Genomic DNA, 20,599 nt, shown 5'->3' with positions numbered 1-20,599 from the left:
CGGGCGTGCCCGCGAATGGATGCAACACCGATCAATGGGGGTGTATTTAGCCAAGAAGGCAGGCAAGATGGTTCACATGCATGTCCAGACAGGAAGCACAGTGTGAGCCAAGCTTTTGTAGTCGTTGATACCCCCGAACAGGCCGTCGACCGTCTGGCGGCCCTGCATGACCAGGCCACCGGGGCCCTTAGCCAGGCCCTCAAGCGTTACCTGAAGGACCGTACCGAGCCAGGCGTCGAAGAGCGCGACCTGTTCCGCTACCCGGCGCTGCGCCTGACCTACTACAGCCACGGTGAAGTCGCCGCCACCACGCGGGCTTACGCCAAGGTCCAGGTGGCCGGTACCTACAGTGTCACCATCACCCAGCCGGCTGCTTTCCGTGGCTATCTGCTGGAGCAACTGCGCCCGCTGATGCACGACTACACCGTCACGGTAGAGGTCGGCGTCAGCGAACAGAACATCCCTTACCCCTACGTGGTCGACCAGGGCGACGAACTGGCCGGCAGCGGCATCACCGCCGCGCAGCTGGCGCGGGTGTTCCCCAGCACCGACCTGTCGGCTGCCACCGACAACATCGCCGACGGCCTGTATGACTGGGGCAGTGCCGAAACCCTGCCGCTGGCGCTGTTCGATGCCGCGCGGGTCGACTTCTCGCTGCGCCGCCTGGTGCACTACACCGGCAGCGACTGGCGCCATGTGCAGCCGTGGATCCTGCTGACCAACTATCACCGCTATGTCGACCAGTTCATCAGCCACGGCCTCGACCAGTTGCGTGACGACCCGCGCTTCGTGCGCATGGTGCTGCCGGGCAACGTGGTCATCGAAAAGGGCATGGACCACGGTGAAATCCAGGCCCTGGTGGCCAGCGTGGTCTGGCACCGCTACCAGATGCCGGCGTATCACCTGATCGCCGCCGACGGCGACGGCGTCACGCTGGTCAACATCGGCGTCGGCCCGTCCAATGCCAAGAACATCACCGACCACCTGGCCGTGCTGCGCCCGCACTGCTGGCTGATGATCGGCCACTGCGGCGGCCTGCGGCAGTCGCAGACCATCGGCGATTATGTGCTGGCACACGCCTACATGCGCCGTGACGGCATTCTCGACCGGGTGGTGCCGCCGAACATCCCGATTCCGGCCCTTGCCGAAGTGCAGCTGGCCTTGCAGGAAGCCGCCGCGCAGGTCACCGGCGAGCGTGGCGAACAGCTGAAGAAGCGCCTGCGCACCGGCACCGTGCTGACCTACGACGACCGCAACTGGGAGCTGCGCTGGGCCCAGGAGCGGCCGCTGATCAACCTGTCGCGTGCCGTGGCCGTGGACATGGAAAGCGGTACCATTGCCGCCCAGGGTTACCGCTTGCGCGTGCCGTACGGCACCTTGCTGTGCGTGTCCGACAAACCGCTGCACAGCGAGATCAAGCTGCCGGGTTCGGCCAACGCCTTCTATAACCGGGCGGTCAGCCAGCATCTGAAGATCGGCATTGCCGCCCTCGACTTGCTGCGCACTGAGCTCAACTCGCTGCACTCGCGTAAACTGCGCAGTTTCGATGAGCCGCCGTTCCGCTGAGGATCCATGTCACTGCCACCCCGTTCCAAGCCGCGCCGCCCCCAGGCGCGGCCTGCCACCGGCCCGCGTCGCCAGCCCAAGGCGCCACCGGCCGAGCCGCGCCTGATCCTGTTCAACAAACCGTTCGACGTGCTGACCCAGTTCAGCGACGGCGACGGGCGCGCGACGCTCAAGGACTACATCGACATCCCCGGCGTGTACCCGGCCGGGCGGCTGGATCGCGACAGTGAAGGCCTGTTGCTGCTGACCAACGATGGCGGCCTGCAGGCGCGCATTGCCGACCCGAAGCACAAGCTTGCCAAGACTTATTGGGTTCAGGTGGAGGGGGAGCCGAGCGAGGAGCAGTTGCAGCGCTTGCGCGATGGTGTGGAACTGAACGATGGGCCGACCTTGCCGGCCGAGGCGCGGCGCCTGGACGAGCCGGCGCTGTGGCCGCGCAACCCGCCGGTGCGTTTTCGCAAGAGCGTGCCGACCAGCTGGCTGGAGCTGGTTATTCGCGAAGGGCGTAACCGCCAGGTGCGGCGGATGACGGCGGCGGTGGGGTTGCCGACCTTGCGCCTGGTGCGGGTGCGGATTGGCGACTGGGCGCTGGATGGGTTGGAACAGGGCTGCTGGCGCGAAGTGGCCGCCAAGCTTTAGTCCAGTTCAAGGGCCTATTCGCGGGAACGCCCGCTCCCACAGGTATGGTGCAGCCCTCAAGTGCAGCGCCAGACCTGTGGGAGCGGGCGTGCCCGCGAATGGCCCTGAATGTTCTACACCCCTTCGAGAAACCCCACCACCACGCTCTTGATGATAAAGGCCAGCACCCCCAGGCCCAGCACGAAGAACAGGATCAGCGTCCCGAACCGCCCGGCCTTGGACTTTTTCGCCAGGTCCCAGACGATGAAACCCATGAAACCGATCAACACGGTGACCAGGATGATCATCATCCACTCTTCGAATACGGCGGGATCCATCGGTGTTCTCCAGGCGGGTTGAGCGTCCGATTATACGCTTGCTGGCGCAGGCAATTAACGCAGGTGGGTCAAGGGCAGCTCGGTGCTGGCCAGCACCTGGTTCAGCACGAAGCTCGAACGCACGCTGGTGACGCCCTCAATGCGGGTCAGGCTGCCTAGCAGCAGTTTCTGGTAGTGGTCCATGTCGGGCACCACCACCTTCAGCTGGTAGTCGGCATCCATGCCGGTGACCAGGCTGCATTCAAGCACCTGTGGCAGGTTGCGGATGGCCGCCTCGAAGGTTTCGAAACGCTCCGGGGTGTGGCGGTCCATGCCGATCAGCACGTAGGCAGTCAGGCTCAGGCCCAGCTTCTTGCGGTCGAGCAGGGCCACCTGGCGCGAGATGTAGCCATCGTCCTCCAGTTGCTTGACCCGACGCGAGCATGGCGAAGGCGACAGGCCGATGCGTTCGGCCAGTTCCTGGTTGGAAATGCGCGCATCGCGCTGCAATTCGGCGAGGATGCTCAGGTCATAGCGGTCAAGTTTGCTCATGGTTTATGCCTTTTCTGTTCGGATTGCGGTGAATTATCAATCCAGGGTGAAAAATTGCGCAAGTGCTATTTATCCGAGCAATCTTCGCAATCATCTGCCGCAACCTGTCCGGTATCTTTATCCACAGAATCACTGACCGGACATCAGTCCACGGCGACGCGCCCTAGGCGGGCGGTCGCGGCCAGCCATCCAACAGGATCTGCAGGCCCCCGGGCTACACACCTTCCAGAAGACGGTGTGAGGTGAGCCGGCGCCACAAGTGCCGAGCACGGACGACAATTCCTGAAGGGAGGCCCAGCGGCCTCCCTTTTTTCATGTCCGGAAATTTAATTGGCGTGCGTGACAGGCGCGGTAGACTGGCTGTGGTTGCCGTATTTTCTACCGAGAGGAACAGCATGAAGTCGCGCATCTGGCAGTTGGCAGGTGTTGGTGTGTTGGGGTTGAGCATCAGCCTCGGGGCCATGGCCGAAGGGCCGGGCGAGGGGGCGCCGGGCCGCTCGCTCAATTCGCGTGACGAAGTGCAGCAGACCCAGCCGCCACGCCAGGGTTATTACCAGGACATTCCCCGCCGCCATGGCGATAACCGCCATTGGGAAGCCGGTGGCCCGGGGCAACGGCCCGGTGGTGACTGGCAAGGGCGCCCGGATGGTCATGGCAATGGCTGGGGGCCGGGGCCGCAGTATCGCCCGGGGCACACCATCGATCATTTCCCGGACCGCTACTGGAAAGTACCCTACCGTGGCGATGACTACTTCTACTCCGGTGGTTACTGGTATCGCCCCCATGGTGGCCGTTATGTCGTGGTGACTCCGCCCCGTGGCTTGCGGGTCGATTACCTGCCGCCCTATGCGCGGGAAGTCTGGCTGGGCGGGGCGCTGTTCTTCCTGGTGGCCGATACCTATTACCAGTACCTGGCCGACAGCCGCGAGTACGTGGTGGTCAACCCGCCGGTTGCGGTGCCGGCACCTGTAGGCGGTGGGTATGACGTGGTGGCCTACCCGATGTATGGGCAAGGGCAGGAACAGCAGGACCAGGACCGTTACCAGTGCCACCGCTGGGCGGTGAGCCAGTCAGGGTTCGACCCGGCGACGGCGACTTATGCACCGCCGGCCAATGTGGCGGACAACTATCGGCGGGCGCTGGGCGCTTGTTTCAGCGGCCGAGGCTACAGCATCAACTGAGCCAGATGTGCTGCCTGTCCCGGCCCTATCGCCGGCAAGCCAGCTCCCACAGGAACCGCACCGGCCTGAAGTAGTGCCTGTGGGAACTGCCTGTCCCGGCCCTTCGCTGGCAAGCCAGCTCCCACTGGTATTGCGCATGCCTTCAGGCCGGTGCGGTTCCTGTGGGAGCTGGCTTGCCGGCGATAGGGCCCTTGCAGGTTCACACCGGATCCGCGTGCACCATCACATCCGCCTGTGGATAACGCTGGCGGATCAACCTCGAGGCCTCCACGCACAAGGCATGCGCTTCATGCAGCGGCAATTGCCCCGGCATCTCCAGATGCAACTGCACGAACCACTGGTTGCCCGACACCCGCGTACGCAGGTCGTGCACGCCTTTGACCCCGGGAATGGCCAGCACCAGCGCAGCCATGTCCTCGCCAACATCGCCGGGCAGTTCCTGGTCCATCAGGATGGCCGTACTCTCCCGGGCGATCTGCAGCGCGCTCCAGAGGATATAGACGGCGATGCCCAGGCCGAACAGCGCATCCAGCTGCGGCCAGCCAAAGCGTGCCAGCAGCAGGGCCAGCAGGATGCTGCCGTTGAGCAGCAGATCCGAGCGGTAGTGCAGGGAGTCGGCCCGTACCGCCGTGGAGCCGGTCAGGCGGATGACCTTGTGTTGCAGTGCCAGCAGGGCAAGGGTCAGCACCAGCGACAGCAGCATTACCCCGATACCGACGGCGGTATCGCCCAAGGGTTGCGGGGTGTGCAGGCGTTCAACCGCCTGCACCCCGATCAGCACCGCGCTGACCCCGATGAACAGCGCCTGCGCCATACCGGCCAGGGCCTCGGCCTTGCCATGGCCGAAACGGTGGTCGTTGTCGGCCGGGCGCAGGGCGTAGTGCACGGCGAGCAGGTTGAGGAACGAGGCAACGGCATCCAGTGCCGAGTCGGTCAGCCCGGCCAGCAGGCTGACCGAGCCGCTCAGCCACCAGGCTAATGCCTTGCTCAGGACCAGGATGCTGGCCACCGCCAGCGAGGCGCGAGTGGCCAGGCGTAGCAGGCGCTGGTGTTCAGCCGGGGTGGTCATCATCCGTGGGTAGTGTCCTTGTACTTCAGGCTGCAGGTACCAGGCCCAGGCTGGCCAACTGCTCGATGCTGCCGCGATGCTGGATCAGCCGTGGGTCGTTCAGCGGCAGGCGCTGGCCCAGTTCGCTTTCCAGAATGGCCTGCAACTTCAGGTTGTCGATCTTGCCATCGGGGCTCACGGCCTCGCGCAGTTTGACCGGGTCGACCTGGGCGGATCGCCCGCCTGAGTAATAAATGGCGCCCGTGGCGAAGTCGATACCGAAGGCGATCAGCCCCGGGATCACGTAGAACAGGATGCCGATGGCATCCATTGCGGCAACCACTGGGTCGATCTTGCCGCCGATCTGGCCACGACGTTCCGGGTACAGAATGGTGCCGCAGGCCGTCAGTTGGGTCAGCAAGGTGACGATGAGGGCGCCACCGATGACGCGGGATGGGATGCGCATGTAAAAACTCCGAAAAGGTATTCAGCAGGGCAAGCGAAACGCCTGCACCTGAAGCTAAGACCATGATAGGGCAGCTTGGGTTCGCCGTTATACTCGCCAGACTGTTCGAGGACCACCATGATTTCATTACCGATCGATGCTGTCTTGCCCGCCCTGCGCCAGGCCCTGGAAAACCGTGACGAAGCGGTGCTCGAAGCGCCACCTGGCGCGGGCAAGACCACCCGCGTGCCGCTGGCGCTGCTCAACGAGCCGTGGCTGGCTGGGCAGAGCATTCTCATGCTCGAGCCCCGCCGCTTGGCAGCGCGGGCTGCGGCCGAGCGCCTGGCCAGCGAGCTGGGCGAAAAGGTCGGCGAAACCGTGGGCTATCGCATCCGCCTGGACAGCAAGGTCGGGCCGAAAACCCGCATCGAGGTGGTGACCGAAGGCATCCTGACCCGCCGCCTGCAGGCCGACCCGGCGCTGGAGGGTGTGGGGCTGGTGATCTTCGACGAATTTCACGAGCGCAGCCTTGATGCCGACCTGGCCCTGGCATTGAGCCTGAACGGCCGGGAGTTGCTGCGGGACGATCCGCCGCTGAAGGTTTTGCTGATGTCCGCGACCCTGGAGGGCGAGCGCCTTTCGCGGCTGCTGGATGATGCCCCGGTGGTCAGCAGCGAAGGCCGCATGCACCCCGTCGACATCCGTTGGGGGCGGCCTTTCCAGCCGGGTGAGTTCATCGAGCCTCGGGTAGTGGACAGCGTGTTGCAGGCACTGGCTGACCAGACCGGCAGTTTGCTGGTATTCCTGCCAGGTCAAGCCGAGATCCGCCGGGTACACCAGAGCCTGCAGGAAGCGCTGGGCGAGCGCCCCGAGGTCCTGCTTTGCCCGCTGCATGGCGAGCTCGATCTCGACGCCCAGCGTGCGGCCATCGACCCCGCGCCCAAGGGCCTGCGCAAAGTGGTGCTGGCCACCAACATCGCCGAGACCAGCCTGACCATCGACGGCGTGCGCGTGGTGATCGACGCAGGCTTGGCCCGGGTACCGCGTTTCGACCCCGGCAGCGGCATGACTCGTCTGGACACCCAACGCATCTCTCGCGCCAGTGCCACTCAGCGCGCTGGCCGTGCCGGCCGCCTGGAGCCCGGCGTGTGCTATCGCCTGTGGTCCGAGGCCCAGCATGACCAGCTGGCCGCCCACGGCAGCGCCGAGATCATGCAGGCCGACCTGGCCGGCCTGGCCCTGCAACTGGCGCGCTGGGGTGTGACGCCCGAGCAGTTGCGCTGGCTCGACCAGCCTCCCACGGCCGCCTTCGCCCAGGCCCAGGACCTGCTGGCGCGGCTCAACGCCTTCAAGCCCGGCAGCCGCGACAACCTCAGCGAACACGGCCAGGCCATGGCCGAGTTGCCGGCGCATCCGCGTATCGCGCATCTGCTGTTGCGCGGCCAGGACCTGGGCCTGGCACAGATGGCCTGTGATGTGGCTGCGCTGCTGGGCGAGCGGGATATCCAGCGCGGCGGTGGTGCCGATTTGCACAGCCGGCTGGCGCTGGTCAGTGGCGAAAGCAAAGCTGCTCGTGGCAGCCACGGCGGTGTGCAGCGTGCGCGCCAACTGGCTCGCCAGTACCGTGGCCTGCTGCGTGGCAAACCAGGCGCGCCGGTTGCGGACCCCGATCACCCGCGCTGGCTGGGCGCGCTGCTGGCGCTGGCCTACCCCGACCGCGTCGCCCAGCAGCGCCGCGAGGGCGGTGCGGAATACCGGCTGGCCAACGGCCGTGCGGCCCTGTTTGCCGAAGTCGATGCACTGATGAAGTGCCCGTGGCTGGTGATCGCCGACCTGGGCAGCCGCCAGGGCCAGCGCGAAGAGCGCATCTATCTGGCTGCCGAATTCGATCCGGCGCTGCTCGAGGGCGTGCTGGCCGAGCAGGTCGAGCGCGTCGATATCCTCGACTGGGACGAACGCGAGCAGGTGCTGCGTGCCGAACGCCAGACCAAGGTCGGCGAGCTGGTGCTGGGGCGTGAACCGTTACCCAACCTGGATGACGATGCCCGCGCCAAAGCGTTGCTTGGCCTGGTGCGGCGCAAGGGCCTGAACGTGTTTACCTGGACCCCGGAACTTCGCCAATGGCAAGCACGGGTGGCGCTGTTACGTCAGCTTGATCTGGACAAAGAGGGGCAAAGCGAATGGCCTGACCTGGGGGACGAAGCGCTGCTGGCGACCCTGGAAGACTGGCTGCAGCCATACTTGGGCAAGGTCTCGCGGCTGAGCCATTTCGCCGCCCTGGATGTGTCCTCGATCTTGCGCAATCTGCTGCCTTGGCCATTGCCTCAGCGCCTGGACGAATGGGCACCGGCGCATCTAGCGGTGCCCTCCGGCTCGAACATTCGCCTGGACTACAGTGAAAACCCACCGATTCTCGCCGTGCGTCTGCAGGAACTCTTCGGCCTCGCCGATACTCCGCGTATTGCCCAAGGCCGTCAGCAAGTGAAGTTGCATTTGTTGTCACCGGCACGGCGGCCGGTACAAGTGACCCAGGATCTGGCCAACTTCTGGCGCACGACGTATGCCGAGGTTAAGAAGGATTTGAAAGGGCGTTATCCCAAGCACTATTGGCCGGATGACCCTTTGGTGGCCGATGCGACCGCGCGGGCGAAGCCGCGTGGCACCTGAATGTGACGCAGGGCGGTAGCCAGATCGGTTGCCTTGTTCAGAGGGTTAGAGATCTGGCTATCCTCATGAATCATGTAATTCGGCCAAAGAAAATTTGTGAAGGCTAAGAAGCGCCAATAGATGTGCGCTTCATCGAAGTGCTCCCTATGAATTAATATTTCGTCAGGTCGAAGGTGACGATCTGACCTTTCTTGACATTCAGCGGGGCTAACGTTTCTTGGTACTCGTCTCGTTTGTAGTCAATGGCGCCCACGCTCTGCCCGCTTTGGTCTCGCAGATGACAGATGAGAGATCCATTGAGCAGGTGCAGTGGCTCGATCATCCAGTAATCGGTGACTTCGGCATACTTGTAGAAGCCGAGGTAGCCATTGCGGCTGACACCCAACTTCTTGTCTGGTTGTCCCCAAAGGTGGATGTGATAATGCAGGCGATCTTCGGTTTTGGAGATATAACGGAACTCCAACAGTGGCGGCAGCGTGCGTCCGCCCAATATTAACCAGTCATCCCCAGGGGAGAAATCAAAGAAACTATCATCGGTTTTGTCGCCACTACGACTAAGCCGAGTATTGGCGTAACCACCGTCGAGGCGCATTAAAAGCCGGCCTCGAAACGATTCGGCATATTGAGTACTGATTGTTTGCTCCATGACGTTTTCCTCTAATGGCATTGAAGGTGTGTTTACACTAATGCCACCGTCGGGCGTGCGAGCAGAATGAAGATTTTCCCAGATGCCTCAAGCCCCGGCTTCACTTTCCAGCAGCATGAACAGGCGATACAGCACCACGGTACTGAACAGCTGCAGGAAGCCGCTCAGGCTGTCCATGGCCAGTTCGGCACCCGCTGAGGGTTCGGGAAAAGCCATCAGCAATAGCCCGTCGATCAGCCAGATCGGTGCCAGCACACCCAGCACGCAGATCATGATGCGCATGAAGTGCCCAGTGGTCATGCTTGCGCTGTCGCGCATCGACTGCACCACCGGCCGGCCGCGCAGTACCAGCAGGTACTCGGCGAACACCAGGTTGATCATGATCCACACGCCCGGGAAGATGAACAGCGCCAGGCCGGCCATGATCAGCAGCGAGCTGATCAGGATCAGCAGGGCCAGCTGCGGCCACAGTTGCAGGGCGCGGGCGAACAGGTCGCGCTTGGCGATTTCCTGGCCGTTGCTGCGGGTGTCGAGGTACAGGATCAGCGCGGCGCTGTACAGCGGGTAGAACAGCAGGCTGATCAGCATGCCGTAGGCCGGCGATGCCTGGTCGCCCATCTGCCGGTACACCAGCTGGGTGAGCAAGGCTTCCAGCACCACCAGCGGCAGGCACAGCTGGAGGATGTTCGGCAGGTGGCGGCGGAAGAAGTACAGGGAGTCGCGCAGGACGCTCAGCGGATTCATCGGTCTACATCGCATGGCAGTAAAAACAGGGGCATAACTTTAGCCCAAAGCAGGCCTGGGGCTGTCACTTGCTGAAAAAAGTTTCACGCCGCCGGTGATTGAATCCCACGCCTGTACGCCCCATCTTTGACGGTGTCCGTTGTCCGCTACCCCACGAGGCCGCCCCATGAATTCTGAAGAACAAACCCTGATCGACGGCCTGTTCGGCCGCCTCAAGCAAGCCGAGGACCCGAGCCAGCCACGCGATGCGCAGGCCCAGGCATGCATTGAGGAACATGTGCGTCAGCAGCCGGCGGCGCCTTATTACATGGCCCAGGCGATCCTGGTGCAGGAGGCAGCGATCAAGCGCCTCGACGAGCAGAACAAGCAACTGGAGGCCGAACTGAAGCAGGCCCGTGCCCAGGCCGAGGCCGCCCGTGCCGGCAGCGCGCCGAGCAATGGCGGTGGTGGTTTCCTGTCCAGCATCTTTGGTTCGTCTGGGCGCAATGCGGCCCCGGCCGTGCAACCGCAGCGTCCAGCTGCAGCCCCCGTGGCATCTGGCGGTGGCTGGCGTGAGCCGTCGGCGCCGGGCTTTTCCCAGCCACAAACGCAGCAGCCTGGTTTTGGCGCTGCGCCGGCACGCAGTGGTGCCAGCAGCTTCCTCGGCGGTGCGATGCAGACTGCGGCCGGTGTGGCGGGTGGTGTGTTGCTGGCGCAGGGCATCAGCAGCCTGTTCAACCACAACTCGCAGCCGGAGGAGGTGGTAGAGGTGATCAAGGAAGAGCCGGCGCCGGCCAGCGACAGCGGTGGCTGGAATGACTCGGGGGCGCAGCAGCAGGTGGCTGACAACAGTGGTTGGGGCAGCGACCAGGGTGGTTATGCCGACAGCGATTATGGCAGCGATGATGGTGGGTTCTTCTCGGACGACGATTCGTACGTCTGACAGGTCTGGCATACTGCTGGCAATTTTGGGGGCGCTTTGCGCCCCTTTCGCGACGCAAGGCCGCTCCTGCAAGGGTACGCGAACCCCTGTAGGAGCGGCCTTGTGTCGCGAAAGGGCTGCAAGGCAGCCCCCAGCATTCCAGGCCGACCAAGGGGTTCCAAGGTGAAAAAGATCGCGCTGTTCGCCGATGTGCAGAACCTCTACTACACCGTGCGCCAGGCCCACGGCTGCCACTTCAACTACACCGCCCTGTGGACCGATGTCAGCCGCGAAGGCCAGATCGTCGAGGCCGTGGCCTATGCCATCGACCGTGGCGACAGCAAGCAGCAGCAGTTCCAGCAGATCCTGCGCAATCTCGGTTTCGATGTGCGCCTCAAGCCCTTCATCCAGCGCAGCGATGGCTCGGCCAAAGGTGACTGGGATGTGGGTATCACCCTGGATGTGATCGACGCCGCCAGCCGCGTCGACCAAGTGGTACTGGCCTCCGGCGATGGTGATTTCGACCTGCTGCTGGAGCGGGTGATACAGCGCCATGGCACCGAGGCGGTGGTGTATGGTGTGCCCGGGCTTACCGCACTGTCGCTGATCCGTGCCGCCACCCGTTATGTGCCCATCGAGGGTGCGCTGTTGCTAAAACACTGAGATTTTTCATGGAACGTATCGCTGTCATCGACTTTGAAACCACCGGCATCAGCCCCGGCGCCGGCTGCCGCGCCACTGAGGTGGCGGTGGTGATGCTGGAGGGCGGGCGCATCGTCGAGCGCTACCAGAGCCTGATGAACGCGGGTGTGCCGGTACCGGCCTTCGTCGCCGGGCTCACTGGCATCACCACCGCCATGCTGCGCAGTGCGCCGCCGGTGGACAAGGTGATGAACGAAGTGGCCGAGTTCGTTGGTGGTACCCCGCTGCTGGCACACAATGCCGCCTTCGACCAGAAGTTCTGGGACTACGAACTAAGCCGCATCGGCCGTAGCCGCAGCCAGGCCTTCGCCTGTTCCCTGCTGCTGTCACGGCGCCTGTTGCCAGCGGCACCGAACCACAAGCTGGGCACCTTGACCCGCTGGGCCGGGCTGCCGGATACCGGTACCGCGCACCGTGCCATGGCCGATGCCGAAATGGCCGCCAACCTGCTGCAACATCTGGCTGGCGTGCTGCGCCAGAGCCACGGTGTACAGCAGCTTTCGCACGACCTGCTCTGCCGCCTGCAGAAAACCCCGGCCGCCAAGGTTCGTGAAGCTCTGGCCAGGTACTGTTAGGGCTTCTTCTCCAGTTGCGCCAGCGGCACCCGCCGCTCCACAGCGCTTGAGAGAATGATCGAGGTCTTGCTGAAGCCGAACTGCGCGACTCGGTTGATCAGTTCTTCCAGCTCCGGCATCGAACCCACCGCTGCCTGCATGATGACGCAGGGGTCGCCGGTTACCCGGTGGCATTCGGTCAACTGGGGGATCTGGGTCAACGCTTCGTAGGCCTGCTGGTTGCCGTGGCTGGCCAGGCGCAGTTCGATCACGCACTGGATCGGCAGGCCGATCTTGCTCATGTCGACCTTGGCCTGGTAGCCGGTGATAACCCCGCTGGCCTCGAGCTTGGCCACCCGCTCGGCCACCGCCGGTGCCGACAGGTTCACCTGGCGCGCCAGTTGCGCGAAGGTGGCGCGGCCATTGTCGAGCAGGGCGGCGAGCAGCATGCGGTCGTACTTGTCCATGGGTTATTCCTGCTTGGTTTCGATTCGATTGAAAAGCATCCGAATAACCATGCAATGCAAAGTGTTCGGGTGATTTAAAGCTGTTTTGTAACTTAAGTTTACACGGTGGCCTTTCTAAACTAAGCCACCCGTAAACGGATTTCGAGTGTTTCCCATGCCTGCCTCCCGTCGCTTCCCGTTGTTGCTCATTGGCGCTTTCCTGGCCTTGTACCTGGTCTGGGGCTCCACCTACCTGTTCATTCGCATAGGCGTCGAGAGCTGGCCACCGATGCTCATGGCCGGGGTGCGCTTCCTGATTGCCGGGGGCCTGCTGTATGGCTTCTTGCGCTGGCGCGGTGTGCCGGCACCGACCTGGCCGCAGTGGCGGGCTGCGGGGGCGATCGGTTTCCTGCTGCTCAGCTGTGGCAACGGTGGCGTGACCGTGGCCGAGCATGCCGGTGTGGCCTCGGGCGTGGCGGCGCTGGCGGTGGCGACGGTGCCGCTGTTCACCTTGCTGTTCGGCCTGCTGTTCGGGCACCGCAATTCGAAGCTGGAGTGGGCGGGGATCGCCCTCGGGCTGGTGGGTATCGGCCTGCTAAACCTGGGCTCCAACCTGCAGGCAAGCCCGATTGGCGCGGCGCTGATCATCTTTGCGGCAGCGTCGTGGGCATTCGGCTCGGTGTGGAGCAAGACCTTGCCGCTGCCCCAGGGGCCCATGGCCAGCGCCGCGGAAATGCTCGTTGGTGGCGCTGTGCTGCTGCTCGGCAGCGTGCTGTCTGGCGAGCGCATAACGCAGATGCCGACCGCTGCCGGCTGGGGGGCACTGGCCTACCTGGTGTTCTTCGGTTCGATCCTGGCGTTCAGTGCCTACATGTACCTGCTCAAGCACGTGCGCCCGGCAGCTGCCACCAGCTATGCCTACGTCAACCCGGCGGTGGCCGTGCTGCTGGGCATCGTCTTTGCCGGTGAGCAGATCGGTGCCGAAGAATGTGTGGCCATGGCGGTGATCATCGGCGCGGTGGTGCTGATTGGCCTGCCGCAGTGGCGCAAGGCACCTGAGCAGGTGCAGCCGTTGAAAGGCGAAATCTGCAAGTAGGCAGGGGTGATGCGGTAAACTTGCCGCCTTCGCTGAACCCCCTGACGGTATTGCCATGAATTTCGCCAAACTCGGCCTGATCGAACCGCTGCTGCGCACCCTGCAGCAACTGGACTACACCACCCCGACCCCGGTGCAGGCCAAGGCCATCCCCGCCGTGCTGGCCGGCCGCGACCTGATGGCCGCGGCCCAGACCGGCACCGGCAAGACCGCGGGCTTTGCCCTGCCTGTGCTGCAGCGCCTGGCGCTGGAAGGCGAGAAGGTGGCGAGCAACTCGATCCGCGCACTGGTGCTGGTACCCACCCGTGAGCTGGCCGAGCAGGTGCACAACAACGTGCGCGAGTATGCCGAGAACCTGCCGCTGAGTACCTACGCGGTGTATGGCGGGGTCAGCATCAACCCGCAGATGATGCGCCTGCGCCGTGGTGTCGACCTGCTGGTGGCCACCCCGGGGCGCTTGCTCGACCTGTTCCGGCAGAACGCCGTGAAGTTCAACCAGGTGCAGACCCTGGTGCTGGACGAAGCCGACCGCATGCTCGACCTGGGCTTTGCCGAAGAGCTGCAGTCGGTGTACGCCGCGCTGCCACGCAAGCGCCAGACGTTGCTGTTCTCCGCCACTTTCTCCGACCAGATCCGCATGCTGGCGGGGCTGGCCCTGAACGACCCGCTGAGCATCGAAGTCAGCCCGCGCAATGCCACGGCCACCAGCGTCAAGCAGTGGCTGGTGCCTGTGGATAAAAAGCGCAAGGTCGACCTGTTCTGCCACCTGCTGCGCAAGCAGCGCTGGAAGCAGGTGCTGGTGTTCGCCAAGACCCGCAATGGCGTCGATCAACTGGTGGAGCGCTTGCTGGCCGAGGGTGTGAATGCCGACGGTATCCACGGTGACCGCCCGCAAGCCACCCGCCAGCGCGCGCTGGACAGCTTCAAGGCCCGCGAAATCCAGGTGCTGGTGGCGACCGATGTGGCGGCCCGCGGCCTGGATATCGATGACTTGCCGCTGGTGGTCAACCTTGACCTGCCGATCGTTGCCGAGGATTACGTGCACCGCATCGGGCGTACCGGGCGGGCGGGCAACAAGGGCGAGGCGATCTCGCTGGTGTGTGCGGATGAAGTGCAGCTGCTGGCGGCGATCGAAGTGCTGACCCGGCAGACCCTGCCGCGTCATGAAGAGCCGGACTTCATCCCTGACCACCGGGTGCCGATGACCGACGCCAGTGGCCAGGTGATCAAGAAGCCGAAGAAGCCCAAGAAGCCGAAGGAAAACAGCGCCAAGCGCGGGTTGGGGCGTTGGATGGACAGCGCTGAATCAGGCAGTGCGGAGCCGGCGGTGAAGGCGGTGCGCAAGGTGCCGAGCTTCAATGGTGGGGCGCGCAAGCGTAAGCCGTAGATTTGCAGTGTACGCGGACTCTGTGGGAGCGGGTTTACCCGCGAAGAATGCAACTCGGTGCATGGCACGGGCTTCGCCCGTGTTCGCGGGTAAACCCGCTCCCACAGGGGACAGTGTCAGCCTTTGGATTTGAGCCAATCCGCCGCCGCCCGCCCGGCGCGCAAGCCGCTGGCAAAGCACGCCGTCAGCAGATATCCCCCAGTTGGCGCCTCCCAGTCCAGCATCTCGCCGGCACAGAACACCCCCGGCATGCCCTTGACCATCAAGCCCTCATCCAGCCCCTCGAAACGCACCCCGCCCGCGCTGCTGATCGCCTCATCCAGCGGCCGCGTGCGCACCAGCGTGATCGGCAATGCCTTGATCGCCCTCGCCAAGGCACCAGGGTCGGCAAAGGTCGCCTGATCGGTCAGCTCGCGCAACAGCGCAGCCTTGACCCCATCGATACCCAGTTGGCTGTGCAGGTGCTTGGCCATCGAGCGGGAACCCCGTGGCTTGGCCAGCGCCTGGGCAATCTTGTCCACAGGCTTGTCCGGCAACAGGTCGAGCAGCAACACCCCGTGGCCCTCACGGTTGATGGCCTCGCGCACCGGCGCTGACCATGCATACACCAGGCTGCCTTCCACACCCTGCGCGGTGAGGATGAACTCGCCCTTGCGCGGCGCGCTGCCGGGAACGCTGAGGGCAATGTTCTTCAACGGCGCACCGGCGAACTTGTCCTTGAGCAGCGCGCTCCAGCCTGCCACTTCAAAACCGCAGTTGCTGGGCTGCAAGGGCGAGATATCCACAGCCCGTGCGGCCAGCAGCGGCTGCCAGCTACCGTCCGAGCCCAGTCGCGCCCAGCTGCCGCCACCCAGCGCCAGCACCACCACGGCGGCCTTCACCAGGCGCTCGCCTTGTGGATAAGCAATCCGCAATGCACCTTCGGCATTCCAGCCCAACCAGCGGTGACGGGTGTGGATAACTACTCCGCTGTCGCGCAGGCGCTTGAGCCAGGCGCGCAGCAGTGGCGCCGCTTTCATGTCGGTGGGGAATACCCGGCCCGAGGTGCCTACGAAGGTTTCGATGCCCAGGCCGTGAATCCACTGGCGCAAGGCGTCGGCATCGAAGTCGTGCAGCAGCGCGGCGATTTTGCCCTGGCGCTCGGCATACCGGCTGACGAACGCCGGGTAGGGCTCGGAATGGGTGATGTTCATGCCACCGACACCCGCCAGCAGGAACTTGCGGCCCACCGAAGGCATGGCATCGAACACCTCGACCGCCAGGCCCGCCTGGGCCAGTGCTTCGGCGGCCATCAGGCCGGCTGGGCCGCCGCCGATGACGACAGCGAGGGGAGGGGAGGCGGGGCTCAGATCAGGCATGGTGGGCAGCAGGCTGTGGAAAAGAGGCGCATTCTAGCGCAGCGCGGCCTGCAGAAGCACTGCTCAAAAAATGATCAGTGCTCTGCAAGCCTTGCCTGTAAAGGGCTGCAGCGCCTTTCCCGCAGGTTATCCACAAGCGGTTCCACAGTCATTGTGAACAACCGATGACGCGTGCCGCGCTGTGATGAAGGATGCCATGGCGCCTGGCCAGGGCTGCGCGGTCCTTGCTGTAGCCACCGCCGATCACGCCCACCACCGGGATGTCGCGGCCCAGGCAGTGGCGCAGTACCGCTTCGTCGCGGGCGGCAACGCCTGCATCGGTCAGTTGCAGATAGCCCAGGGCGTCGTCCTTGTGCACATCGACCCCGGCGTCGTACAGCACCAGGTCGGGTCGATAGAGTGGCAGCAGGTAGTTGAGGGCGTCGTCCACCACCTTCAGGTAGGCCATGTCGCCCATGCCGCGCGGCAGGGGGATGTCCCAATCGCTTTGTGCCTTGCGCGCCGGGAAGTTCTGTTCGCAGTGCAGCGACACGGTGATGGCGTCTGGTGTGTCGTGCAGGATGCGCGCGGTGCCGTCACCCTGATGCACATCGCAGTCGAAGATCAGTACCCGGTGTACCCGGCCAGCCTCCAGCAGGTAGCGGCTGATCACGGCCAGGTCGTTGAAGATGCAGAAGCCGGCAGGGTGGTCGTAATGGGCGTGGTGGGTGCCGCCGGCAAGGTGGCAGGCGATGCCGTGCTGCAGCGCCATCTCGGCGCTCAGCAGCGAGCCGCCTACGGCGCGTACGGTACGCCGGGCCAGGGCCTCGCTCCAGGGCAGGCCGAGGCGGCGCTGGTCCTCGCGGGACAGGTCACCGTTCATGTAGCGCTCGATGTAGCTGCGGTCGTGGGCCAGGGCGAGGATGTCGTTGGGGCAGATGTCCGGGCGCAGCAGGGCCTGGTCGGTGGTCAGCCCGCTGTCGATCAAGTGGTCGTGCAGCAGGCGAAACTTGTCCATGGGGAAGCGGTGTTCGGCAGGGAACTCCGGGCTGTAGTCTTCGTGGTAGATCAGCGGCAACGGCATGGGTGGGGTCGCAATCGGGGCCAGTGCTGATCTTGCCATGGCTGGGGCAGCTTTGCTGCCCAATCGCCGGCAAGCCAGCTCCCACAGGTACTGCACAAGGCGAAAAGGCTATGGGATACCTGTGGGAGCTGGCTTGCCGGCGATGAGGCCAGAAAAGGCAGTGCAAGGCAGTTGCCCTGGCAGGCCGGAGCGGCGTCAGTGCTGTTTCGTGGTACTGGCCAGCACCCGTTTCCAGTCCGGCTCGTTCAGGCGGCCGAGGATGCGCGTCTTGCCATTGCCGTCCACCGAAACGAACAGCGCACTGGCATAGCCGCTCTCACGCTCGCCCCCCGCAACTTTCTGCTGGCGGGCAAAATGGTCGATGCAGCCGTTGTGGGTCACCAGCACCAGGTTATGCCCCGGTCGTTTGTGTGCCAGCGCTTCGCTGGCGAACTGGCTGTCACAGCTTTCCAGCCAGTCCTCACTGGCCACCGCCTGGCCAAGGATGAAATGCGCGGTTTGCCGTGTGCGCAGTTTCGGGCTGCTGAGCATATCGGCGTTGTTCAGGCCCAGCTGGTGCAGCCCTTGGCCAACACGTCCGGCAGCCTGGCTGCCGGCCACGGTGATACCGGTGGGGTCGTCCAGGCACGGGCCGGGGGCGCTGTCGCAGCGCTCGGCGTGGCGGATCATCACGATCACTGCACCGTCGGCCCAGTCCTGCAGCAGGCCGCTGTCACTCAATTGTCGTTCGTTGCCAAGGTCCACGATGTGCGTCCTCGTCGCCAGCCAGGTGCTCAACGCCGCCACGACCATGCACAGGCCAAGGGCGGCACCGAGGGCTTTGTGGGTCAGGCGTCGCTTGCGCCGGGCGTGGATGGCTGGGTGCCCCAAGGTGTTGCTCGATAGCATGCGTTGCTCCGTTGGCATGGTCGCGGCTGGCGCGGCGGTATTGGCTGGCATCCTGCCAACAGGCCTGTCGGGGGGCGGTGAAGGGCGTGTGAAAATTGCATTCGGCTGCGCCGGCTGGGTGAAACCTGCACCCGCGCCTACGCTGTAAACTGCAAGACGGTAAAACCGGAGCACGCCCGATGACCCCTATCCTGCAACTGGAAAGCGCGCGGCTGGTGCTGCGCCAATGGCATGACGACGACTTGCGCGAGTTCGCCGCCCTGTGTGCCGACCCGCAGGTGATGCGCTACTTCCCGGCGCCGCTGACGCGCGTGGAGGCAGCCGCGCTGATCGGCCGCGTGCGCGGGCATTTCAATGAGTACGGCTTTGGCCTGTGGGCCCTGGAGCGCAAGGACAGCGGTGCCTTCATCGGCATGACCGGGTTGCTGCACGTGGGCTTCGATGCCGATTTTGCGCCGGCGGTGGAGATCGGCTGGCGCCTGGCACGCCGCCACTGGGGCCTGGGTTTCGCCAGCGAGGCGGCGTGGACCTGCTTGCGCTGTGCTTTCGCCCAATTGCGCCTGGAGGAGGTGGTGTCGTTCACTAGCGAGAGCAACCTGCCCTCGCAGAAGGTCATGCAGGCCATCGGTATGCAGCAGGACCTGAATGGTATTTTCGAACACCCCCGCCTGCCCGTGGGCCATCCGCTGCGCCCGCATGTGCTGTACCGCATCAACCGCGCAAACTGGGAACGTACCCTGCGCGCCTGAATGCATGGCCATGCCCGGCGCGAATGACAAACCCTGTATCATTTGCCTTCATAAGAGTGCTGTAGAGACCTGTTTGCCTTGCTAGGAGAACCCCCGATGAGTCATGTGTTGGACGACCTGGTCGACCTGTTGAGCCTCGAGTCCATCGAGGAGAACCTGTTCCGTGGCCGCAGCCAGGACCTGGGCTTCCGCCAGCTGTACGGTGGGCAGGTACTGGGCCAATCGTTGTCGGCGGCCAGCCAGACGGTCGAGGATGCACGCCATGTGCATTCGTTGCACGGCTACTTCCTGCGCCCTGGCGATGCCAGCCTGCCGGTGGTGTATTCGGTGGACCGCGTGCGCGATGGCGGCAGCTTCAGCACCCGGCGGGTGACGGCGATTCAGAAGGGCCAGCCGATCTTCACCTGCAGCGCCTCGTTCCAGTACGACGAGGACGGTTTCGAGCATCAGGCACAGATGCCCGAGGTGGTCGGCCCGGAGAACCTGCCCACTGAAGTCGAGCTGGCCCGGGCCATGGCCGACCAGTTGCCCGAACGCATTCGCGACAAGGTGCTGTGCGCCAAGCCGATCGAGATCCGCCCGGTCACCGAGCGCGACCCGTTCAACCCCCAGCCTGGCGACCCGGTGAAGTACGCCTGGTTCCGCGCCGATGGCAACCTGCCCGATATCCCCGCCCTGCACAAATACATGCTGGCCTACGCCTCGGACTTCGGCCTGCTGACCACTGCGTTGCTGCCCCATGGCAAATCGGTGTGGCAGCGTGACATGCAGATCGCCAGCCTCGACCATTCGCTGTGGTTCCATGGCAACCTGCGTGCCGACGAGTGGCTGCTGTACGCCACCGACAGCCCCTGGGCGGGCAATGCCCGTGGCTTCTGCCGCGGCAGCATCTTCAACCAGGCCGGGCAACTGGTGGCGTCGTCGTGCCAGGAAGGCCTGATTCGCCATCGCAAGGACTGGGCATGAGCCTGGGCGAGGTGCGCAACTGGGTGTTCGACATGGACGGCACCCTGACCGTGGCCGTGCACGATTTTGCCGCCATCCGCGTAGCGCTGGATATCCCGGCCGAGCACGACATCCTCACCCACCTGGCAGCCTTGCCGGCGGACGAGGCGGCGGCCAAGCATGCCTGGCTGCTGGAGCACGAGCGTGACCTGGCGATTGCCTCCACGGCGGCCACCGGGGCGGTGGAACTGGTGCGCGAACTGGCCCAGCGTGGTTGCCGGCTGGGCATTCTGACCCGCAATGCCCGCGAGTTGGCGCATGTGACGCTGGAGGCCATCGGCCTGGCGGACTGCTTCCCGGTGGAGCACATTCTGGGGCGTGACGAAGCGGCGCCCAAGCCAAGCCCGGATGGGCTGCTGAAGATTGCCAATGCCTGGGGTGTGGCACCGGGTGAGCTGGTGATGGTGGGGGATTACCGGTTTGACCTGGACTGTGGGCGGGCCGCAGGGGCGCGCACGGTGCTGGTGAACCTGCCGGACAATCCGTGGCCGGAGCTGGTGGATTGGCATGCGGCCGATTGCCGGGCATTGAAGGTGATGCTGGGCTGAGTTTTTGTGTCGCCTGTGCGGGCCTCTTTCGCGGGCTTGCCCGCTCCCACAGGTACTGCACTGCTGTTGAGGGTGGTGAAGATCCTGTGGGAGCGGGCAAGCCCGCGAACAGGCCGGA

At 64.5% G+C, this 20,599-nt stretch carries 22 protein-coding genes; 12 read left to right on the top strand and 10 right to left on the bottom strand.

Features of this window, described 5'->3' with window-relative positions; all coding sequences use genetic code 11:
* Positions 1–102: 102 nt before the first annotated feature.
* Positions 103–1,566 (top strand): AMP nucleosidase, encoded by a 1,464-nt coding sequence (amn, locus tag RYH74_RS11620; protein WP_075046464.1) that lies wholly within the window; start codon positions 103–105, stop codon positions 1,564–1,566.
* A 6-nt stretch (positions 1,567–1,572) separates the two neighbouring features.
* Positions 1,573–2,205 (top strand): pseudouridine synthase, encoded by a 633-nt coding sequence (locus RYH74_RS11615; RefSeq protein ID WP_075046463.1) that lies wholly within the window; start codon positions 1,573–1,575, stop codon positions 2,203–2,205.
* Between the two features lie 113 nt (positions 2,206–2,318).
* Here RYH74_RS11615 and RYH74_RS11610 read toward each other — a convergent pair whose 3' ends face one another.
* Both RYH74_RS11610 and RYH74_RS11605 read right to left on the bottom strand, forming a co-directional pair.
* Positions 2,319–2,522, bottom strand: coding sequence for a DUF2788 domain-containing protein (locus RYH74_RS11610; RefSeq protein WP_013974331.1), 204 nt, complete (start codon positions 2,520–2,522; stop codon positions 2,319–2,321).
* A gap of 54 nt (positions 2,523–2,576) precedes the next feature.
* Entirely contained in the window at positions 2,577–3,053 is a 477-nt protein-coding gene (locus RYH74_RS11605; RefSeq protein WP_003249795.1) for an Lrp/AsnC family transcriptional regulator, read from the bottom strand.
* 395 nt (positions 3,054–3,448) lie between these two features.
* Between RYH74_RS11605 and RYH74_RS11600 the strand changes: the two genes are divergently transcribed.
* On the top strand, positions 3,449–4,234 hold the full coding sequence (locus tag RYH74_RS11600; protein WP_317409427.1) for a DUF6515 family protein: 786 nt from the start codon (positions 3,449–3,451) through the stop codon (positions 4,232–4,234).
* A gap of 199 nt (positions 4,235–4,433) precedes the next feature.
* Here the strand turns inward: RYH74_RS11600 and RYH74_RS11595 are convergent, their stop codons facing one another.
* Together RYH74_RS11595 and RYH74_RS11590 are read right to left on the bottom strand one after the other, a co-directional pair.
* A complete protein-coding gene (locus tag RYH74_RS11595) occupies positions 4,434–5,306 on the bottom strand; it encodes a cation diffusion facilitator family transporter (RefSeq protein WP_075046461.1) in 873 nt (290 codons plus the stop codon).
* 22 nt (positions 5,307–5,328) lie between these two features.
* Positions 5,329–5,748: a polyribonucleotide nucleotidyltransferase gene (locus RYH74_RS11590; protein ID WP_075046460.1), complete on the bottom strand. Its 420-nt coding sequence runs from the start codon at positions 5,746–5,748 to the stop codon at positions 5,329–5,331.
* A 117-nt stretch (positions 5,749–5,865) separates the two neighbouring features.
* On the opposite strand from RYH74_RS11590, the gene hrpB reads away from it, so the two are divergent.
* Positions 5,866–8,394 carry an ATP-dependent helicase HrpB gene (gene hrpB / locus RYH74_RS11585; RefSeq protein ID WP_317409426.1) on the top strand — a complete coding sequence of 843 codons (2,529 nt, stop codon included), beginning with the start codon at positions 5,866–5,868 and terminating at the stop codon, positions 8,392–8,394.
* 151 nt (positions 8,395–8,545) lie between these two features.
* On the opposite strand, the gene RYH74_RS11580 is transcribed toward hrpB, so the two are convergent.
* Together RYH74_RS11580 and RYH74_RS11575 are read right to left on the bottom strand one after the other, a co-directional pair.
* A complete protein-coding gene (locus tag RYH74_RS11580) occupies positions 8,546–9,040 on the bottom strand; it encodes a hypothetical protein (RefSeq protein WP_075046458.1) in 495 nt (164 codons plus the stop codon).
* A gap of 87 nt (positions 9,041–9,127) precedes the next feature.
* On the bottom strand, positions 9,128–9,784 hold the full coding sequence (locus tag RYH74_RS11575) for a YciC family protein (protein WP_317409425.1): 657 nt from the start codon (positions 9,782–9,784) through the stop codon (positions 9,128–9,130).
* 166 nt (positions 9,785–9,950) lie between these two features.
* Between RYH74_RS11575 and RYH74_RS11570 the strand changes: the two genes are divergently transcribed.
* From RYH74_RS11570 to RYH74_RS11560, 3 genes are all read left to right on the top strand, one after another.
* Complete coding sequence (locus tag RYH74_RS11570) at positions 9,951–10,706, top strand: DUF2076 domain-containing protein (protein WP_317409424.1); 756 nt, start codon at positions 9,951–9,953, stop codon at positions 10,704–10,706.
* 162 nt (positions 10,707–10,868) lie between these two features.
* Positions 10,869–11,348 (top strand): NYN domain-containing protein, encoded by a 480-nt coding sequence (locus tag RYH74_RS11565; RefSeq protein WP_075046455.1) that lies wholly within the window; start codon positions 10,869–10,871, stop codon positions 11,346–11,348.
* Positions 11,349–11,356: 8 nt separating this feature from the next.
* A complete protein-coding gene (locus RYH74_RS11560) occupies positions 11,357–11,962 on the top strand; it encodes a PolC-type DNA polymerase III (RefSeq protein WP_013974323.1) in 606 nt (201 codons plus the stop codon).
* Here RYH74_RS11560 and RYH74_RS11555 read toward each other — a convergent pair.
* Positions 11,959–12,408, bottom strand: coding sequence for an Lrp/AsnC family transcriptional regulator (locus RYH74_RS11555; RefSeq protein ID WP_015271918.1), 450 nt, complete (start codon positions 12,406–12,408; stop codon positions 11,959–11,961). The genes RYH74_RS11560 and RYH74_RS11555 overlap by 4 nt on opposite strands.
* A 154-nt stretch (positions 12,409–12,562) precedes the next feature.
* Between RYH74_RS11555 and yedA the strand changes: the two genes are divergently transcribed.
* Both yedA and RYH74_RS11545 read left to right on the top strand, forming a co-directional pair.
* The gene (gene yedA / locus RYH74_RS11550) at positions 12,563–13,483 is read left to right on the top strand and encodes a drug/metabolite exporter YedA (protein WP_286100611.1); all 921 of its coding nucleotides are present in this window, start codon (positions 12,563–12,565) and stop codon (positions 13,481–13,483) included.
* A 55-nt stretch (positions 13,484–13,538) separates the two neighbouring features.
* A complete protein-coding gene (locus tag RYH74_RS11545; protein ID WP_013974320.1) occupies positions 13,539–14,870 on the top strand; it encodes a DEAD/DEAH box helicase in 1,332 nt (443 codons plus the stop codon).
* Positions 14,871–14,986: 116 nt separating this feature from the next.
* Here RYH74_RS11545 and RYH74_RS11540 read toward each other — a convergent pair whose 3' ends face one another.
* The 3 genes from RYH74_RS11540 to RYH74_RS11530 form a co-directional block, all read right to left on the bottom strand.
* The gene (locus RYH74_RS11540) at positions 14,987–16,228 is read right to left on the bottom strand and encodes a TIGR03862 family flavoprotein (protein ID WP_317409423.1); all 1,242 of its coding nucleotides are present in this window, start codon (positions 16,226–16,228) and stop codon (positions 14,987–14,989) included.
* Positions 16,229–16,376: 148 nt separating this feature from the next.
* Positions 16,377–17,291, bottom strand: coding sequence for a histone deacetylase (locus tag RYH74_RS11535; protein ID WP_015271914.1), 915 nt, complete (start codon positions 17,289–17,291; stop codon positions 16,377–16,379).
* A gap of 195 nt (positions 17,292–17,486) precedes the next feature.
* The gene (locus RYH74_RS11530) at positions 17,487–18,179 is read right to left on the bottom strand and encodes a histidine phosphatase family protein (RefSeq protein ID WP_317409422.1); all 693 of its coding nucleotides are present in this window, start codon (positions 18,177–18,179) and stop codon (positions 17,487–17,489) included.
* Between the two features lie 179 nt (positions 18,180–18,358).
* On the opposite strand from RYH74_RS11530, the gene RYH74_RS11525 reads away from it, so the two are divergent.
* The 3 genes from RYH74_RS11525 (at position 18,359) to RYH74_RS11515 (ending at position 20,481) form a co-directional block, all read left to right on the top strand.
* Positions 18,359–18,928, top strand: coding sequence for a GNAT family N-acetyltransferase (locus RYH74_RS11525; protein WP_317409421.1), 570 nt, complete (start codon positions 18,359–18,361; stop codon positions 18,926–18,928).
* A gap of 96 nt (positions 18,929–19,024) precedes the next feature.
* Complete coding sequence (gene tesB, locus RYH74_RS11520) at positions 19,025–19,894, top strand: acyl-CoA thioesterase II (protein WP_075046449.1); 870 nt, start codon at positions 19,025–19,027, stop codon at positions 19,892–19,894.
* The gene (locus RYH74_RS11515) at positions 19,891–20,481 is read left to right on the top strand and encodes an HAD family hydrolase (RefSeq protein ID WP_025340732.1); all 591 of its coding nucleotides are present in this window, start codon (positions 19,891–19,893) and stop codon (positions 20,479–20,481) included. Before tesB ends, RYH74_RS11515 begins: the two co-directional genes overlap by 4 nt.
* Positions 20,482–20,599 lie beyond the last annotated feature (118 nt).

Source organism: Pseudomonas sp. LSJ-87, from assembly GCF_032971465.1.
Lineage (GTDB): Bacteria > Pseudomonadota > Gammaproteobacteria > Pseudomonadales > Pseudomonadaceae > Aquipseudomonas > Aquipseudomonas putida_Z.
This window is presented reverse-complemented; position numbering and strand designations above follow the sequence as displayed.